The sequence below is a fragment of the Pseudomonas sp. GW704-F2 genome, assembly GCF_059423025.1.
In genome coordinates this window covers 22,744-36,694 of the sequence record NZ_JBWKXO010000032.1, presented here as the reverse complement: position 1 = coordinate 36,694, position 13,951 = coordinate 22,744, and the positions used below count along the sequence as shown (strand labels likewise).

General features: G+C 62.1%; 14 protein-coding genes. 7 read left to right on the top strand and 7 right to left on the bottom strand.

Annotation, left to right across the window (positions count from 1 at the left end):
• Nucleotides 1-202: 202 nt before the first annotated feature.
• The gene (gene kynU / locus AC07W0_RS23090; protein ID WP_046488213.1) at nucleotides 203-1,453 is read right to left on the bottom strand and encodes a kynureninase; all 1,251 of its coding nucleotides are present in this window, start codon (nucleotides 1,451-1,453) and stop codon (nucleotides 203-205) included.
• A 144-nt stretch (nucleotides 1,454-1,597) separates the two neighbouring features.
• On the opposite strand from kynU, the gene AC07W0_RS23085 reads away from it, so the two are divergent.
• Nucleotides 1,598-2,071 (top strand): Lrp/AsnC family transcriptional regulator, encoded by a 474-nt coding sequence (locus AC07W0_RS23085; protein ID WP_017849466.1) that lies wholly within the window; start codon nucleotides 1,598-1,600, stop codon nucleotides 2,069-2,071.
• A gap of 127 nt (nucleotides 2,072-2,198) precedes the next feature.
• Here the strand turns inward: AC07W0_RS23085 and catA are convergent, their stop codons facing one another.
• Genes catA through AC07W0_RS23070 form a run of 3 tightly spaced genes read right to left on the bottom strand, consistent with a single transcriptional unit; the run spans nucleotide 2,199 to nucleotide 4,600 of the window.
• Entirely contained in the window at nucleotides 2,199-3,128 is a 930-nt protein-coding gene (catA, locus tag AC07W0_RS23080; RefSeq protein WP_102618619.1) for a catechol 1,2-dioxygenase, read from the bottom strand.
• A gap of 41 nt (nucleotides 3,129-3,169) precedes the next feature.
• Nucleotides 3,170-3,460, bottom strand: a complete 291-nt coding sequence (gene catC, locus AC07W0_RS23075) for a muconolactone Delta-isomerase (protein ID WP_017849468.1) — start codon at nucleotides 3,458-3,460, stop codon at nucleotides 3,170-3,172.
• A 12-nt stretch (nucleotides 3,461-3,472) separates the two neighbouring features.
• A complete protein-coding gene (locus AC07W0_RS23070) occupies nucleotides 3,473-4,600 on the bottom strand; it encodes a muconate cycloisomerase family protein (protein WP_102618620.1) in 1,128 nt (375 codons plus the stop codon).
• Nucleotides 4,601-4,714: 114 nt separating this feature from the next.
• Here AC07W0_RS23070 and AC07W0_RS23065 point away from each other — a divergent pair, with 114 nt between their 5' ends.
• On the top strand, nucleotides 4,715-5,590 hold the full coding sequence (locus AC07W0_RS23065) for a LysR family transcriptional regulator (RefSeq protein ID WP_046488219.1): 876 nt from the start codon (nucleotides 4,715-4,717) through the stop codon (nucleotides 5,588-5,590).
• Nucleotides 5,591-5,723: 133 nt separating this feature from the next.
• On the opposite strand, the gene AC07W0_RS23060 is transcribed toward AC07W0_RS23065, so the two are convergent.
• Nucleotides 5,724-6,716, bottom strand: coding sequence for an AraC family transcriptional regulator (locus AC07W0_RS23060; RefSeq protein ID WP_046382074.1), 993 nt, complete (start codon nucleotides 6,714-6,716; stop codon nucleotides 5,724-5,726).
• A 312-nt stretch (nucleotides 6,717-7,028) separates the two neighbouring features.
• On the opposite strand from AC07W0_RS23060, the gene antA reads away from it, so the two are divergent.
• From antA to AC07W0_RS23040, 4 genes are all read left to right on the top strand, one after another.
• Nucleotides 7,029-8,420, top strand: a complete 1,392-nt coding sequence (antA, locus tag AC07W0_RS23055; protein WP_102618621.1) for an anthranilate 1,2-dioxygenase large subunit — start codon at nucleotides 7,029-7,031, stop codon at nucleotides 8,418-8,420.
• Nucleotides 8,420-8,911, top strand: a complete 492-nt coding sequence (gene antB / locus AC07W0_RS23050) for an anthranilate 1,2-dioxygenase small subunit (protein ID WP_017849473.1) — start codon at nucleotides 8,420-8,422, stop codon at nucleotides 8,909-8,911. Before antA ends, antB begins: the two co-directional genes overlap by 1 nt.
• Nucleotides 8,912-9,062: 151 nt before the next feature.
• Nucleotides 9,063-10,070 carry an anthranilate 1,2-dioxygenase electron transfer component AntC gene (antC, locus tag AC07W0_RS23045; RefSeq protein ID WP_102618622.1) on the top strand — a complete coding sequence of 336 codons (1,008 nt, stop codon included), beginning with the start codon at nucleotides 9,063-9,065 and terminating at the stop codon, nucleotides 10,068-10,070.
• Nucleotides 10,071-10,143: 73 nt separating this feature from the next.
• Nucleotides 10,144-11,544, top strand: coding sequence for an amino acid permease (locus tag AC07W0_RS23040; protein ID WP_046488225.1), 1,401 nt, complete (start codon nucleotides 10,144-10,146; stop codon nucleotides 11,542-11,544).
• A 144-nt stretch (nucleotides 11,545-11,688) separates the two neighbouring features.
• Here the strand turns inward: AC07W0_RS23040 and kynA are convergent, their stop codons facing one another.
• Nucleotides 11,689-12,546 carry a tryptophan 2,3-dioxygenase gene (gene kynA, locus AC07W0_RS23035; protein WP_046488227.1) on the bottom strand — a complete coding sequence of 286 codons (858 nt, stop codon included), beginning with the start codon at nucleotides 12,544-12,546 and terminating at the stop codon, nucleotides 11,689-11,691.
• The gene (gene kynB, locus AC07W0_RS23030; protein ID WP_026140346.1) at nucleotides 12,543-13,193 is read right to left on the bottom strand and encodes an arylformamidase; all 651 of its coding nucleotides are present in this window, start codon (nucleotides 13,191-13,193) and stop codon (nucleotides 12,543-12,545) included. Before kynB ends, kynA begins: the two co-directional genes overlap by 4 nt.
• 384 nt (nucleotides 13,194-13,577) lie before the next feature.
• On the opposite strand from kynB, the gene AC07W0_RS23025 reads away from it, so the two are divergent.
• Nucleotides 13,578-13,922 carry a cupin domain-containing protein gene (locus AC07W0_RS23025; RefSeq protein ID WP_010566207.1) on the top strand — a complete coding sequence of 115 codons (345 nt, stop codon included), beginning with the start codon at nucleotides 13,578-13,580 and terminating at the stop codon, nucleotides 13,920-13,922.
• The last annotated feature ends 29 nt before the right edge of the window (nucleotides 13,923-13,951 follow it).

Sequence of the window (13,951 nt, the reverse complement as noted above, 5' to 3'; positions counted from 1 at the left end):
ATACCTAGGTGACTGATCCGCCGCCATCGGGGGCAAGCCCCCTCCCACATTGAGCCTGCGTCAGACACTCAATGGATGTACACCGCAGACCTCCTGTGGGAGGGGGCTTGCCCCCGATGGCGGTGTGTCGGTCGCCGGATTCGCACGCTGATACAGCGCTATCGGGAGCAAGCTCCCTCCCCCCATTGTTGTCGGTGTTTGTTCAGGTGACGCTGTTACGGACCTTGAATTGCGCCTGGTCCCAGGTGCGGTTGTCGAGGATCTCACCGAGGATTTCCACGGCGTCCCACACTTCGGTAAAGCAGGTGTACAGCGGCGTAAAACCAAAGCGCATGATGCGCGGCTCGCGGTAGTCGCCAATCACTCCACGGGCAATCAGTGCCTGGATCACCGCATAACCTTCAGGGTGTTCGAAGCTCACATGGCTGCCGCGTCTGGCGTGCTCACGCGGGGTGATCAACACCAGGCCGTGGGCGGCGCAGCGGGCTTCAACCAGTGCGATAAACAGGTCGGTCAAGGCCAGGGATTTACCGCGCAGGCTGGCCATGTCGGTCTGTTCGAAAATCTCCAGGCCGCATTCCACCATGGCCAGCGAGGTGATCGGCTGGGTGCCGCACAGGTAACGGGCGATGCCGGCACTCGGTGCATAACGCGTCTCCATGGCGAACTGCCGGGTATGCCCGAACCAGCCCGACAACGGCTGGCGCACCACGTCCACCAGCGCCGGGTTGACCCACACGAACGCCTGGGAACCAGGGCCGCCATTGAGGTATTTGTAGGTGCAACCGATCGCATAATCGGCGCCGGCCCGATGCAGGTCGATGGGCACCGCACCTGCCGAATGCGCCAGGTCCCAGAGGCTCAGCGCGCCGCACTCGTGGCTCAACGTGGTGAGCGCGTGCATGTCGTACATGTAGCCGGTCTTGTAGTTGACGTGGGTGAGCATCACCACCGCCACGTCCGGGTCGATGGCCTGGGGCAGTTCGTCCGGGCTGTTGACCAGGCGCAGCGAATAGCCCTGTTGCAGCAGTTCGGCAAGGCCTTCGGCGATGTACAGGTCGGTGGGGAAGTTGCTCGCTTCGCTGACGATCACCTTGCGCTGCGGCGCGCGTTGGCGCTGCACGCTCAAGGCGGCGCTGAGCACCTTGAACAGGTTGATGGAAGTGGTATCGGTGATCACCACTTCGCCCTCCCCCGCGCCGATCAACGGCGCCAGGCGATTGCCCAGGCGCTGGGACAAGTCCGCCCAACCCGCGCTGTTCCAGCTGCGAATCAAGCCATTGCCCCACTCCTCGGCGATCACCTGCTGCGCCCGCGCAAGCGCGGCCACCGGACGTGCGCCGAGGGAGTTGCCGTCAAGGTAGATCACCCCCTGCGGCAAGGCGAACTGGTGGCGCAGCGGCGCCAACCGGTCCTGGTCGTCAAGGGCTTGGCAATGGCTTCGAGTGATCATGGGCTGTCCTGGTTTTTATAAGTGAAGATGCCGTAAATAATGAGCGAAGTTTTAGAGAATTTTCGTGCAAAGTTGTGGGCAACAGGCTAATTAAGCTGTAGGAAATTCGAAGTTCAACCGAAAACACGCGGATTTATTCTAAGCATGATTCTCGACGCCACCGACCTGCGCCTCCTGCATTTCCTGCAACAGGACGGCCGTATCAGCAACCAGGAACTCGCAGAAAAAGTCGCGCTGTCGCCCTCCGCCTGCCTGCGCCGTCTGCGCCTGTTGGAAAGCGAAGGCATCATCAGCGGCTATCGGGCGGTGTTGAATGCCGAGCGGTTGGGGATCGAACTCGAGGCCATCGTCCACCTGTCGGTGCGCCAGGACGTGGAGGACTGGCACGAGACGTTTATCCAGAAGGTGCAAGGCTGGCCGGAAGTGGCCAGCGCCTACGTGATCACCGGCGCCAGCAACTACGTGCTGCGGGTGCAGGCGCGCAACCTCAAGCACTTTTCGGACTTTATCGTGAACCACCTGAACCGCACGGCGGGGGTGATGGATATCCGCTCGGAGATCGTGTTGCAGAAGATCAAGGATCGCGATGAAGTGTTGGACCTGGTGCTGCGCAAATAGTCAGCCACACCACAAAACAATGTGGGAGGGTGGCTTGCCCCCGATAGCCGTGTGTCAGTCACTTAAATGTTTACTGATCCGCCGCTATCGGGAGCAAGCTCCCTCCCACATTTTTTGACCGCGTTGATCAATCTTCCAATGCACGCACCCGCTGCATGCGCTTTTGCTCCAGCGGCGCATCGGCAAGCTGCACCTCGAAGTCAAAATCGATCTGCGCAAAACGCCCTTCCACACCCAGTTCCCGCGCCAGGTGCTGATCGTCGCTGAAGCGAATTTCGGCAATCAATTCATCCCGTGTCGCGTAGGCAAAATCATCGTGCAGGTACGGGTCGTCCGACAGGTTGATCTGCGTGGTCAGGTGCCGATGCCCCGGCGCCGAGATGAAGAAGTGAATATGCGCCGGCCGCTGGCCGTGGCGTCCCAACTGATTGAGCAACTGCTGGGTCGGCCCGGTCGGCGGGCAGCCATAACCCGACGGCACGATGCTGCGAAAACGGAAGTTGCCCTGGGCATCGGTCTCGATGCGGCGGCGCAGGTTGAATTCCGACTGCGCGGTGTCGAACCAGGAGTAAGTGCCGCCGGTATTGGCCTGCCACACATCGACAATCGCCCCGGCCAACGGCTTGCCCTGCGTGTCCCGTACCTGGCCGCGCATGAACAGCGGCACGCCCGGGTCCTGGCCGTCGTCCAGGCGCGCTTCGTATTTCGACAGCGGCGCCCCCGCCACATACAGCGGGCCTTCGATGGTGCGCGGGGTGCCGCCGGTTTTGCCGGTTTCTTCGTCGGCGGCGTCCATCAACAAGTCCAGGTAATGCTCCAGGCCAAGCCCGGCGGCGAGCAAACCGGCTTCCTGGTGTTGGCCCAATTCGTTGAGGTAGTTGACCGCCGCCCAGAACTCTTCGGGGGTGACTTCCAGGTCTTCGATGATGTTCACCGTGTCCCGCAGGATCCGGTAAATCAGCGTCTTGGTGCGCGGGTTGCCGCTTTCGCTGCGGTGGCCGCTGGCTTCATCGAGAAACTGTTGGGCGTGGGCAGTCTGGGACAGTCGGATGGACATGGTGCAATCCTCATCTTGTAATTATTGGGGATAAAACAGGCTCAGCGGTCGTCCGCGTGGATCGACGACGGGTGCCGGCACAGCGCATTCACTTCGATGGCCATGTAGGGATAAAGCGGCAGTTGCATCAGCAGGTCGTGCAGTTCCTGCACGCTGTCGACATCGAACACGCTGTAGTTGGCGTAGAGCCCGGCGATGCGCCACAGATGGCGCCATTTGCCCTCTTGCTGCAGGCGCTGCGCCAGGGCTTTTTCGTCGGCCTTGAGGCTGGCAGCACGTTCGGGGTTCATGTCGACGGGCAGGTGTACGCTCATTTTTACGTGGAACAACATGGCAGGCGCCTCTTAGTGGTTGTCACGACGGAAGAACGCCAGGCGCTCTTCATCGATGGCCAGGCCCAGGCCCGGTGCGGTGCTGACATGCAGCTGGAAATCGCGGTACACCAGCGGCTCGGTGAGGATGTCTTCGGTGAGCAGCAGCGGGCCGAACAGCTCGGTGCCCCACGCCAGTGTGTCCAGGGTGAGAAACGCATGAGCCGAGGCCAGGGTGCCGAGGCCGCCTTCGAGCATGGTGCCGCCGTACAGGCCGATCCCGGCCGCTTCGGCAATCGCGGCCGTGCGCAACACCGCGCGCGGGCCGCCGTTTTTGGCGATCTTGAGGGCGAACACCGAAGCCGCGCCTTCGCGGGCCAGGTTGAAGGCGTCCTCGACACATTCGATGGATTCGTCGGCCATGATCGGCGCCGGGCTCGACAGCTGAAGCCGGGCCATGCCAGCGCGGTTGTTGCGCGAGATCGGCTGTTCGATCAGGTCGATAGCGTTGTCGCCGAGCACCTTGCAGGCGCGCAGGGCGACGGCTTCATCCCAGGCCTGGTTGACATCGACGCGCACACTGGCGCGCTCGCCCAAGGCTTTTTTGATCGCGATCACATGGGCCAGGTCGGCACTGACCTCACCGGCGCCGATCTTCAATTTGAAGACGCGGTGACGGCGCAGGTCGAGCATCTTCTCGGCTTCGGCAATGTCCTGCTCGGTGTTGCCGCTGGCCAGGGTCCAGGCCACCGGCAACGCATCGCGCACGCGGCCGCCGAGCAGTTCGCTGACCGGCAGGTGCAGGCGTTTGCCCAGCGCATCGAGCAAGGCGCTTTCGATGGCGGACTTGGCGAAGGTGTTGCCGCGAATGCTGCGCGCCAGGCGCAACATGGCGGCATTGATGTTGTTCGCGTCCTGGCCGATCAGCAGCGGGGCGAAGTGGCGGTCGATGTTGATCTTGATGCTGTCGGGGCTTTCGTTGCCGTAGCTCAGGCCGCCGATGGTGGTGGCTTCGCCGAGGCCTTCGATGCCGTCGGCGCAACGCAGGCGGACGATCACCAGGGTCTGGTTCTGCATCGTGTGCATCGCCAGCTTGTGCGGGCGGATAGTGGGGAGGTCGACGATGATGGTTTCGATCGACTCGATGGCACAAATCGGCATGGCTATACCCGTTGGGTTCTTTATAGATTTGAGCCGATTCTGTGCCGCATTTTTCGTGGCTTCCAATATAGAATTGGTCTCGCACAATACCTTCAAGGTATCAAAGGAGCTGTCATGGAACTGCGACATCTGCGCTATTTCCAGGTGCTGGGCGAAACCCTCAACTTCACCCGCGCCGCCGAACGCCTGCACATCGCCCAGCCGCCGTTGAGCCGGCAGATCCAGCAATTGGAGGATGAATTGGGCGTAATACTGCTCGAGCGCGGCCGACCGCTGCGGCTGACCGAGGCCGGGCGGTTTTTCTATGAACACGCCACTGTGCTGCTGGAGCAGTTGGGCAAGGTCTGCGACACCACCCGGCGTATCGGCCAGGGCGAGAAGACCTGGCTGGGCATCGGCTTTGCGCCGTCGACCTTGTATGGCGTGCTGCCCGAGCTGATTCGGCGGCTGCGCAACCACGACGCGCTGGAACTGGAACTGGGGCTGTCGGAAATGACCACCTTGCAACAGGTCGAAGCGCTCAAGGCCGGGCGGATCGACGTGGGCTTCGGGCGGATTCGCATCGATGACCCGGCCATCGTCCAGCGGGTGCTGGTCGAGGACCGCCTGGTTGCGGTGTTGCCCGCCGGCCACGCCTTGCTGGGCGCGCCCGCCACCCTCGCCCAATTGGCCGCCGAGCCGTTTGTGCTGTACCCCGGCAACCCGCGGCCCAGTTATGCCGACCATGTGATCGCGCTGTTCGACGCCCATGGTTTGAGCCTCAAGGTGGCGCAGTGGACCAACGAGTTGCAGACCGCCATCGGCCTGGTCGGCGCGGGCATGGGCGTGACGCTGGTGCCGGCGTCGGTGCAGGTGCTGCATCGCGCGGACATCGCCTACACGCCGGTGGTGGAAGCCACCGCGACCTCGCCGATTATTCTCAGCCGGCGGGTGAATGATCAGTCGCCGGGGCTGAATCATTGTTTGCAGTTGGTTGAAGAACTGATCTGAAATCTCCCAGGCACTGCAAATCTAATGTAGGAGGGGGCTTGCCCCCGATGGCGGTGTGTCAATCAGTATATGTGTGGGCTGTCACACCGCTATCGGGGGCAAGCCCCCTCCTACATTTGATCTGCGGTGTTTTTTAGACAGTGCGCAGGCGCTTGCGCTGCAGGGTTTGGCTCGGTGACTCATCGAACAGCTTTCTGTACTCCGCCGAGAACCGCCCCAGGTGGGTGAAGCCCCAGCCCAGGGCAATCTCGGAGATGGTGCGGGTGGAGCCGTGTTCGAGGATCTCCTGGCGCACCGCCCCCAGCCGATACTTTTTCAGGTAAGCCATCGGCGACAGCGCGAAGTATTTGCGAAACGCATCGAACAGCTTGAACCGTGAGACCCCGGCGGCGGCTTCCAGGTCTTCCAGATGCACCGCTTCGCGGGCGTTGTCGTGAATGTGCTGGCGGGCGCGGATCAAGTAGTGCGGCAGCTTCACGCCAAGCACGTCGCGCAATTCCTCTGAATAATTATTCGGCTGGGCAAGGATCAGGCCCTTGATCAACGAGCTTTCCAGGTCGCGGGTAAACGCCGCCTGCTCGTACAACTCGCTGCTGCGCGCAAGCTCTGCGATGAAGTAACGCGCCATGCGCCACCACGAGGCCGGGGCGCCGTCCACCGCATCCATCACCGGTTCGAAACGCAGCGGCGCCTCGATCGGCCGTTGCAGCAAGCCTTCCAGCGACTCGCTCATCGCCGCCCGCGTAATCACCACCTGCAACTTGCGGCAATCGCCGGAAATCGCCAGCACCTGGTGCTCGTTGGGCGAGATGATCACGCCTTGATCGCGGTTGGAACTCAGGCGCTCGCCGTTCTTGCTCAACTCCTGCTCGCCTACCAGAGGCAGGCTCAGGCTGTAGCTGCTGAAGTGTTCGGCGTCCTCGATGTCGATGGTCACGTCGGTGCCGTATTCGATCACGCCCAGGGTGGTGGCGCGGGACTTGAACACGTTGGCGCTGTGATGGAAACGCAGGCGCTCGGGCGTGGCCGTCGCCAGGCGGTGCGGCCCGCAGATGCCGGACATCCAGCTGCGGGCGCCCTCCAGGTCGAAGCGTTCGATACGGATATCGCGTGTATGGCTACTCATCAGGCTGCACCCACGGCGGTTAGGCGGTTGCGCGCTCTGGCGGCGCGTCGTGACAGATCGACAGCAAGTTCTGCGCCACGGCGGCAGTCTCGCTGCTGGGTGGATAACAACGCTCGACTATGTGGATAAACCACCGACTTCTGCGCGCACCGCCCTGCATGACAGTAGCGCATTGCGTCACCGCCCTGCACCGGCGTGGGTATTTCATGCCCAACTATCCGGCCCGCCTTCGCCCATTAAGCGGATAGCCCGCCGCCTCGGCGCAGTCGCTTAATGGCTGACCCGTTCAGCCATTATCAAAAGGTGCGTCCCATGAGTGGTGCAAGAAGCGTCGAGCAATGGAAAAGCTTCATCGACAGCTGCGTGGATTTCCGCCCCGCCGATGAAGTGTTCCGCATCGCCCGCGACATGTTCACCGAGCCGCAACTGTTCGACCTGGAGATGGAACTGATCTTCGAGAAGAACTGGATCTACGCCTGCCACGAAAGCGAACTGGCGAACAACCACGATTTCGTGACGATGCGCGCCGGGCGCCAGCCGATGATCATCACCCGCGACGGCGACGGCCAGCTCAACGCGCTGGTCAACGCCTGCCAACATCGCGGCACCACCCTCACCCGCGTCGGCAAGGGCAACCAGTCGACCTTCACCTGCCCGTTCCACGCCTGGTGCTACAAGAGCGACGGCCGGCTGGTGAAGGTCAAGGCGCCGGGGGAATACCCGGAAGGTTTCGACAAGGCCACGCGCGGCCTGAAAAAGGCGCGCATCGACAGCTACAAAGGCTTTGTGTTCATCAGCCTGGACGTGAACGGCACCGACAGCCTGGAAGACTTCCTCGGCGACGCCAAAGTGTTTTTCGACATGATGGTCGCCCAGTCCGCCAGCGGTGAGCTGGAGGTGCTGCCGGGCAAGTCCGCCTACACCTACGACGGCAACTGGAAGCTGCAGAACGAAAACGGCCTGGACGGTTATCACGTCAGCACTGTCCACTACAACTACGTGGCCACGGTGCAGCACCGCCAGCAGGTCAATACCGCGAATGGCACCGCGGCCGGCACGACGCTGGACTACAGCAAACTCGGCGCCGGCGACGCGAATACCGACGACGGCTGGTTCGCCTTCAACAATGGCCACAGCCTGTTGTTCAGCGACATGCCCAACCCCACGGTACGCTCCGGCTACGCCACCATCATGCCGCGCCTGGTGGCAGAACACGGCCAGCCAAAAGCCGAGTGGATGATGCATCGCCTGCGCAACCTGAACATCTACCCGAGCCTGTTCTTCCTCGACCAGATCAGCTCGCAGTTGCGCATCATCCGCCCGTTGGCGTGGAACAAGACCGAGATCATCAGCCAGTGCCTGGGGGTGAAGCACGAGTCCGACGCCGACCGGGAAAACCGCATCCGCCAGTTCGAGGACTTCTTCAACGTCTCGGGCATGGGCACGCCGGACGATCTGGTGGAGTTTCGCGAGGCCCAGCGCGGTTTCCAGGGCCGCCTGGAGCGCTGGAGCGATATCTCACGCGGCAGCCACCGCTGGGCCACCGGGCCGACGCCGAACAGCGAAGCCCTCGGCATCCAGCCCGCCATGACCGGCACCGAATTTACCCACGAAGGCTTGTACGTCAACCAGCACCGCAACTGGCAGCAATTCCTGCTCAACGGCCTCGACCAACGCGCGCTGAAGCTGCGGGAGGTGGAATGATGAATGCGCCATTGCAGTACCGGATCGAGCAATTTTTCTATCGCAAATCCGAGCTGTGCGACGCCCAGGACTGGGACGCCTACGTGCAGTTGTTCGACCCGCAGAGCGAATTCCACCTGCCGCAATGGGACTCCGAACACGTCTACACCCGCGACCCCAAGCGCGAAATGTCGCTGATCTATTACGCCAACCGCTCGGGCCTGGAAGACCGCGTGTTCCGCCTGCGCACTGGCAAGGCGGCGTCGGCCACGCCCATGCCGCGCACCTTGCACCTGATCCACAACGTGCGTATCGCCGAGCAGGCGGACGGCACACTGGAGGTGCGCTTGAACTGGCACACGCTGTTCTATCGCCTGGCCACGTCGGAGCAGTTCTACGGCCACGCGACCTATCGCCTCAAGCCGCATGGCGACAGCTGGCTGATCACCCGCAAGCACGCGTTGTTGCTCAACGACACCATCAACTCGGTGCTGGATTTCTATCACCTGTAACGCTGGCGAACGCCCCCTTGTAGGAGCGAGCTTGCTCGCGAAGGACGTCAACGATGATGCGGGCATCCTGAATGTACGCGGCGTCCTTGAGTTTTTCGCGAGCACGCTCGCTCCTACAAGGGTTCACACATGAACCCACGGAGTACTGGGGATGAATCACAAAGTGGCCTTCAGTTTTGCCGACGGCAAGACGCTGTTTTTCCCGGTGGGCGCGCATGAAATCCTGCTGGATGCGGCCCTGCGCAATGGCATCAAGATTCCGCTGGATTGCCGCGAAGGCGTGTGCGGCACCTGCCAGGGCCGCTGCGAGAGCGGTGAATACAGCCAGGACTATGTGGACGAGGACGCCCTCTCCAGCCGCGACCTGCAACAGCGCAAGATGCTCAGTTGCCAGACCCGGGTGAAGTCGGATGCGACGTTCTACTTCGACTTCGATTCCAGCCTGTGCAACGCACCGGGGCCGGTGCAGGTGCGCGGCACAGTGAGCGAGGTGCGGCAGGTCTCGACCGGCACGGCGATCCTGCAAGTGCAGCTGGAGCAAGCGCTGGACTTTCTGCCGGGCCAATACGCCCGCCTGGCGGTTCCGGGCACCGACAGCTGGCGCGCATATTCCTTCGCCAACCGGCCGGGCAATCAGCTGCGGTTTCTGATCCGCCTGCTGCCCGACGGGGTGATGAGCAACTACCTGCGCGAACGTTGCCAGGTCGGCGATCCGCTGCTGATGGAGGCGCCGCTGGGTGCGTTCTACCTGCGCCACGTCAGCCGACCGCTGGTGCTGGTCGCCGGCGGCACCGGGTTGTCGGCGTTGCTGGGCATGCTCGATGAACTGGCGGCCAACGCCTGCGAACGGCCGGTCCACCTGTACTACGGCGTGCGCGGCGCCGAGGACCTGTGCGAAGCGGCGCGCATCGAGGGTTACGCGTCCACGCTCGCGGATTTTCGCTACACCGAAGTACTGAGCGACCCGCCGCCCGCATGGTCCGGCAAGCGTGGCTACCTCACCGAGCATTTCGACCTGGCCGAATGGCGGGACAGTTCGGCCGATATGTACGTGTGCGGGCCTCCTCCGATGGTCGAATCCATCCAACAATGGCTGCTGGATCAGGCACTTGATGGCGTTCAGTTGTATTACGAAAAGTTCACGCAGAGTAATATCTGACCCCTCAGCACTTCTGAGGGGTTGGGCGCGGCGTGCAATCAACCCCAAGAAAAACAAGTAGAAGGGAATGTTAATGGCGGATGACATGGTTAACCCGGTAGGCCTTAAGCGTGGCCTGAAGAACCGGCATATTCAGCTGATTGCCTTGGGCGGCGCGATCGGTACGGGGCTGTTCCTCGGCTCGGCCGGCGTGCTCAAGTCGGCGGGGCCGTCGATGATCCTCGGCTACGCGATTGCCGGTTTTATCGCGTTCCTGATCATGCGCCAGCTCGGCGAGATGATCGTCGAAGAGCCGGTGGCCGGTTCGTTCAGCCACTTTGCCCACAAATACTGGGGCGGTTACGCGGGCTTCCTGGCGGGCTGGAACTACTGGGTACTCTACGTGCTGGTGGGCATGGCCGAACTGACGGCCGTGGGCAAGTACATCCAGTTCTGGTGGCCGGAGATTCCGACCTGGGTCAGCGCGCTGGTGTTCTTTGTCGCGGTGAACCTGATCAACACCCTGAACGTGAAGTTCTTCGGTGAGACCGAGTTCTGGTTCGCGATCATCAAGGTGGTGGCGATTGTCGGCATGATCGTGCTCGGCTGCTACCTGTTGTTCAGCGGCACCGGCGGCCCGCAAGCATCGATCAGCAACCTGTGGAGCCACGGCGGTTTCTTCCCCAACGGCGGCATGGGGTTGTTAATGTCCATGGCGTTCATCATGTTCTCGTTCGGTGGCCTGGAGCTGGTGGGCATCACCGCCGCCGAGGCCAGCGAGCCGCGTAAAGTGATCCCGAAAGCGATCAACCAGGTGGTGTACCGCATCCTGATTTTCTACGTCGGCGCGCTGACCGTGCTGCTCTCGTTGTACCCGTGGGATCAACTGCTGCAAACCCTCGGCGCGTCGGGCGATGCCTACAGCGGCAGCCCGTTTGTGCAGATCTTCTCGCTGATCGGTAACGACACCGCCGCGCACATCCTCAACTTCGTGGTGCTGACCGCGGCGCTGTCGGTGTACAACAGCGGCGTGTACTGCAACAGCCGCATGCTGTTCGGCCTGGCCGAGCAAGGCGACGCGCCGAAAGCGCTGATGAAACTCAACAAACAAGGCGTGCCGCTGCGGGCCCTGGCGATTTCGGCGCTGGTGACGCTGCTGTGCGTGGTGGTCAACTACGTCGCGCCGCACAGCGCGCTGGAGTTGCTGTTCGCGCTGGTGGTCGCCTCGCTGATGATCAACTGGGCGCTGATCAGCCTGACCCACATCAAGTTCCGCAAGGCCATGGCCGAGCAAGGCGTGGTGCCGTCGTTCAAGACCTTCTGGTTCCCGTTCAGCAACTACCTGTGCCTGGCGTTCATGCTGATGATCATCAGCGTGATGCTGGCGATTCCGGGCGTTCGCGATTCGGTGTATGCGATGCCGGTTTGGGTGGGGGTGATCTACATTGCCTACCGCTTGCGGATCAAAAACGCGAAAGTGGCAGTGACGCAATAACCTAGGTGGGAGGGGGCTTGCTCCCGATGGCGGTGTGTCAGTCAGTGGATGTGTTGGCTGTCACACCGCTATCGGGGGCAAGCCCCCTCCCACATTTTTGATTGCATTCCAAATGAAAAGCCCCGGTGATCCGGGGCTTTTTGTTTACAGCGTGGAACGTACTCGCCACAGCTCGGGGAACAGCACCGTGTCGAGCATCTTGCGCAGGTAACCCACGCCCTCGGTGCCGCCGGTGCCGGGCTGGAAGCCGATGATCCGTTCCACCGTAGTCACATGGCGAAAGCGCCATTGGCGGAAGGAGTCTTCCAGGTCGATAAACTTTTCGGCCAACTGGTACAGGTCCCAATAACGGCTCGGGTCGCGGTAGACCTCGCGCCACGCCGCTTCCACGGAGGCATCGTGAACCGTCGCCGCCGTCGGGTCGCGTTCGGCGCGTTGCGGGTCGATCGTCAGGCCGGCCTTGACCATCAGGTTGATCGCCTCGTCGTACAGCGACGGCGTGGCAATCGCCACCTGCAGTTCTTGCAACAATTGCGGGCGATGGGCGTGGGGCCGCAACAGCGCCGGGCTTTTGTTGCCGAGGATGAATTCAATCTCACGGTACTGGAACGACTGGAACCCGGACGATTGGCCGAGGAACGGGCGAATCGCCTTGTACTCCGACGGGGTCATGGTCGCCAGCACCGCCCAGGCGTGTACCAGTTGATCGAAGATCCGCGAGACCCGCGCCAGCATCTTGAACGCCGGCGGCAACTCGCCCAGGCGCAGGTGTTCGCGGGCGGCCTTGAGTTCGTGGAGCATCAGTTTCATCCACAGCTCGGAGGTCTGGTGCTGGATGATAAAGAGCATCTCGTTGTGGTCCGGCGACAGCGGGTGCTGGGCGCTGAGGACTTTGCCCAGGTCCAGGTAGTCGCCGTAGCTCATGGACTCGGAAAAATTCAGCTCGGCGTTATGCCATTCTTCCGGCGGCTGGTAATCCTCTGAGAAGGGACATTGGCTCATCGTGCGGGCTCCACAAGCGGGCGCAGGATTGCGCGGACAGGGCTGGCGTCGAGGTGGGCAAACCGCAGCGGCAGGGCGATCAGTTCATAGTCGCCCTCCGGCACGTCATCAAGCACGATGCCTTCGAGAATCGCCATGCCATGGCGGGCCACGGCGTTGTGGGCATCCATGGTCTTGGACTGTTGCGGGTCCAGGGACGGCGTGTCGATACCGACCAGGCGCACGCCCAGGCTGGCGAGCAGCTCGATGGTCTGCGGGGCGATGGCGGTGAAGTTCGCATCCCATTCGGTCAGCGGCGCCTGTGGATAAGTGCGCAGCAACACACGTTCCGGCAAGTTATCCACACGCCCTTGCAACTGCTGCGGCTGCACCAGCGCGCCGCTGTCCAGGCAATGCAACACGCGGCACGGGCCCATGTACACGTCCAGCGACACCTCGCCGATCGGCGCGCCGTCCGCGCTGTAATGCAGCGGCGCATCGACATGGGCGCCGGTGTGCGGCGACAAGGTAACGCGCCCGACATTCACCGGGCACTCCGGGCCGAACTGCCACACGCGCTCTTCCTGGAACGGCGTATCCCCCGGCCAGGTCGGGGTCGCCGTACTCAAGGGCGGGCTGATGTCCCACCACGTTTTTATTGGGTTCATATCAAGGCTCTCGGTCGTGACTGAAGTGAATGATACGAGGGCCAGCCGTGAATTTTCTTGCGAATTCCTGCGACAAGCGGGAAATCTTTCGCACTTAATGCGAGGAAACGGCTTATCTACGCTCAAAAGTGTCGCCTAGCCACAGTGACGCTGCCACCGAGGGTCAATGTGGGAGGGGGCTTGCCCCCGATAGCAGTGTGTCAGTTGACACATGTGCTAGCTGATCCGCAGCCATCGGGGGCAAGCCCCCTCCCACATGAACTTCGCGGTTCCCGGACAATCGCAGTCCCTGCGCTTCTGGGCATCCCGATGTCGAGTTCAGACCACTGACCCTGCCTGCGACGCTATAGGGTTCGACTCTCGTTCACTTGCCTCGGAGTCATCATGTCCAAGCCCATCACCGTACTGCGCGACACCCACCCCTTGCCGGTCCTGGATGCCTGCAAATGGGAAAAGCTCGAAGGCGACCCGCACACCGTCAACCTCAACGCCTACACCAGCGAAGACGGCAGCAAGATCATGGGCACCTGGATCTGCACACCGGGCAAGTGGTACGTGGAATACGTGAAGTGGGAATACTGCCATTTCCAGGAAGGCTACTGCGTGATCACCCCAGAAGGCCTGGAGCCGATCCATTTGCGCGCGGGGGATATCTTTGTGGTGGAGCCGGGGATGAAGGGGACGTGGGAAGTGGTCGAGACGGTGCGTAAGTATTTTGTGTTTGCCTGAACCGCAATAAATAGTGGCGAGGGAGCAAG

What these genes read in the sequence shown, in the direction of transcription:
- kynU (WP_046488213.1), bottom strand. Translation starts at nt 1,453, where the DNA reads ATGATCACTCGAAGCCATTGCCAAGCCCTTGACGACCAGGACCGGTTG.
- AC07W0_RS23085 (WP_017849466.1), top strand. Translation starts at nt 1,598, where the DNA reads ATGATTCTCGACGCCACCGACCTGCGCCTCCTGCATTTCCTGCAACAG.
- catA (WP_102618619.1), bottom strand. Translation starts at nt 3,128, where the DNA reads ATGTCCATCCGACTGTCCCAGACTGCCCACGCCCAACAGTTTCTCGAT.
- catC (WP_017849468.1), bottom strand. Translation starts at nt 3,460, where the DNA reads ATGTTGTTCCACGTAAAAATGAGCGTACACCTGCCCGTCGACATGAAC.
- AC07W0_RS23070 (WP_102618620.1), bottom strand. Translation starts at nt 4,600, where the DNA reads ATGCCGATTTGTGCCATCGAGTCGATCGAAACCATCATCGTCGACCTC.
- AC07W0_RS23065 (WP_046488219.1), top strand. Translation starts at nt 4,715, where the DNA reads ATGGAACTGCGACATCTGCGCTATTTCCAGGTGCTGGGCGAAACCCTC.
- AC07W0_RS23060 (WP_046382074.1), bottom strand. Translation starts at nt 6,716, where the DNA reads ATGAGTAGCCATACACGCGATATCCGTATCGAACGCTTCGACCTGGAG.
- antA (WP_102618621.1), top strand. Translation starts at nt 7,029, where the DNA reads ATGAGTGGTGCAAGAAGCGTCGAGCAATGGAAAAGCTTCATCGACAGC.
- antB (WP_017849473.1), top strand. Translation starts at nt 8,420, where the DNA reads ATGAATGCGCCATTGCAGTACCGGATCGAGCAATTTTTCTATCGCAAA.
- antC (WP_102618622.1), top strand. Translation starts at nt 9,063, where the DNA reads ATGAATCACAAAGTGGCCTTCAGTTTTGCCGACGGCAAGACGCTGTTT.
- AC07W0_RS23040 (WP_046488225.1), top strand. Translation starts at nt 10,144, where the DNA reads ATGGCGGATGACATGGTTAACCCGGTAGGCCTTAAGCGTGGCCTGAAG.
- kynA (WP_046488227.1), bottom strand. Translation starts at nt 12,546, where the DNA reads ATGAGCCAATGTCCCTTCTCAGAGGATTACCAGCCGCCGGAAGAATGG.
- kynB (WP_026140346.1), bottom strand. Translation starts at nt 13,193, where the DNA reads ATGAACCCAATAAAAACGTGGTGGGACATCAGCCCGCCCTTGAGTACG.
- AC07W0_RS23025 (WP_010566207.1), top strand. Translation starts at nt 13,578, where the DNA reads ATGTCCAAGCCCATCACCGTACTGCGCGACACCCACCCCTTGCCGGTC.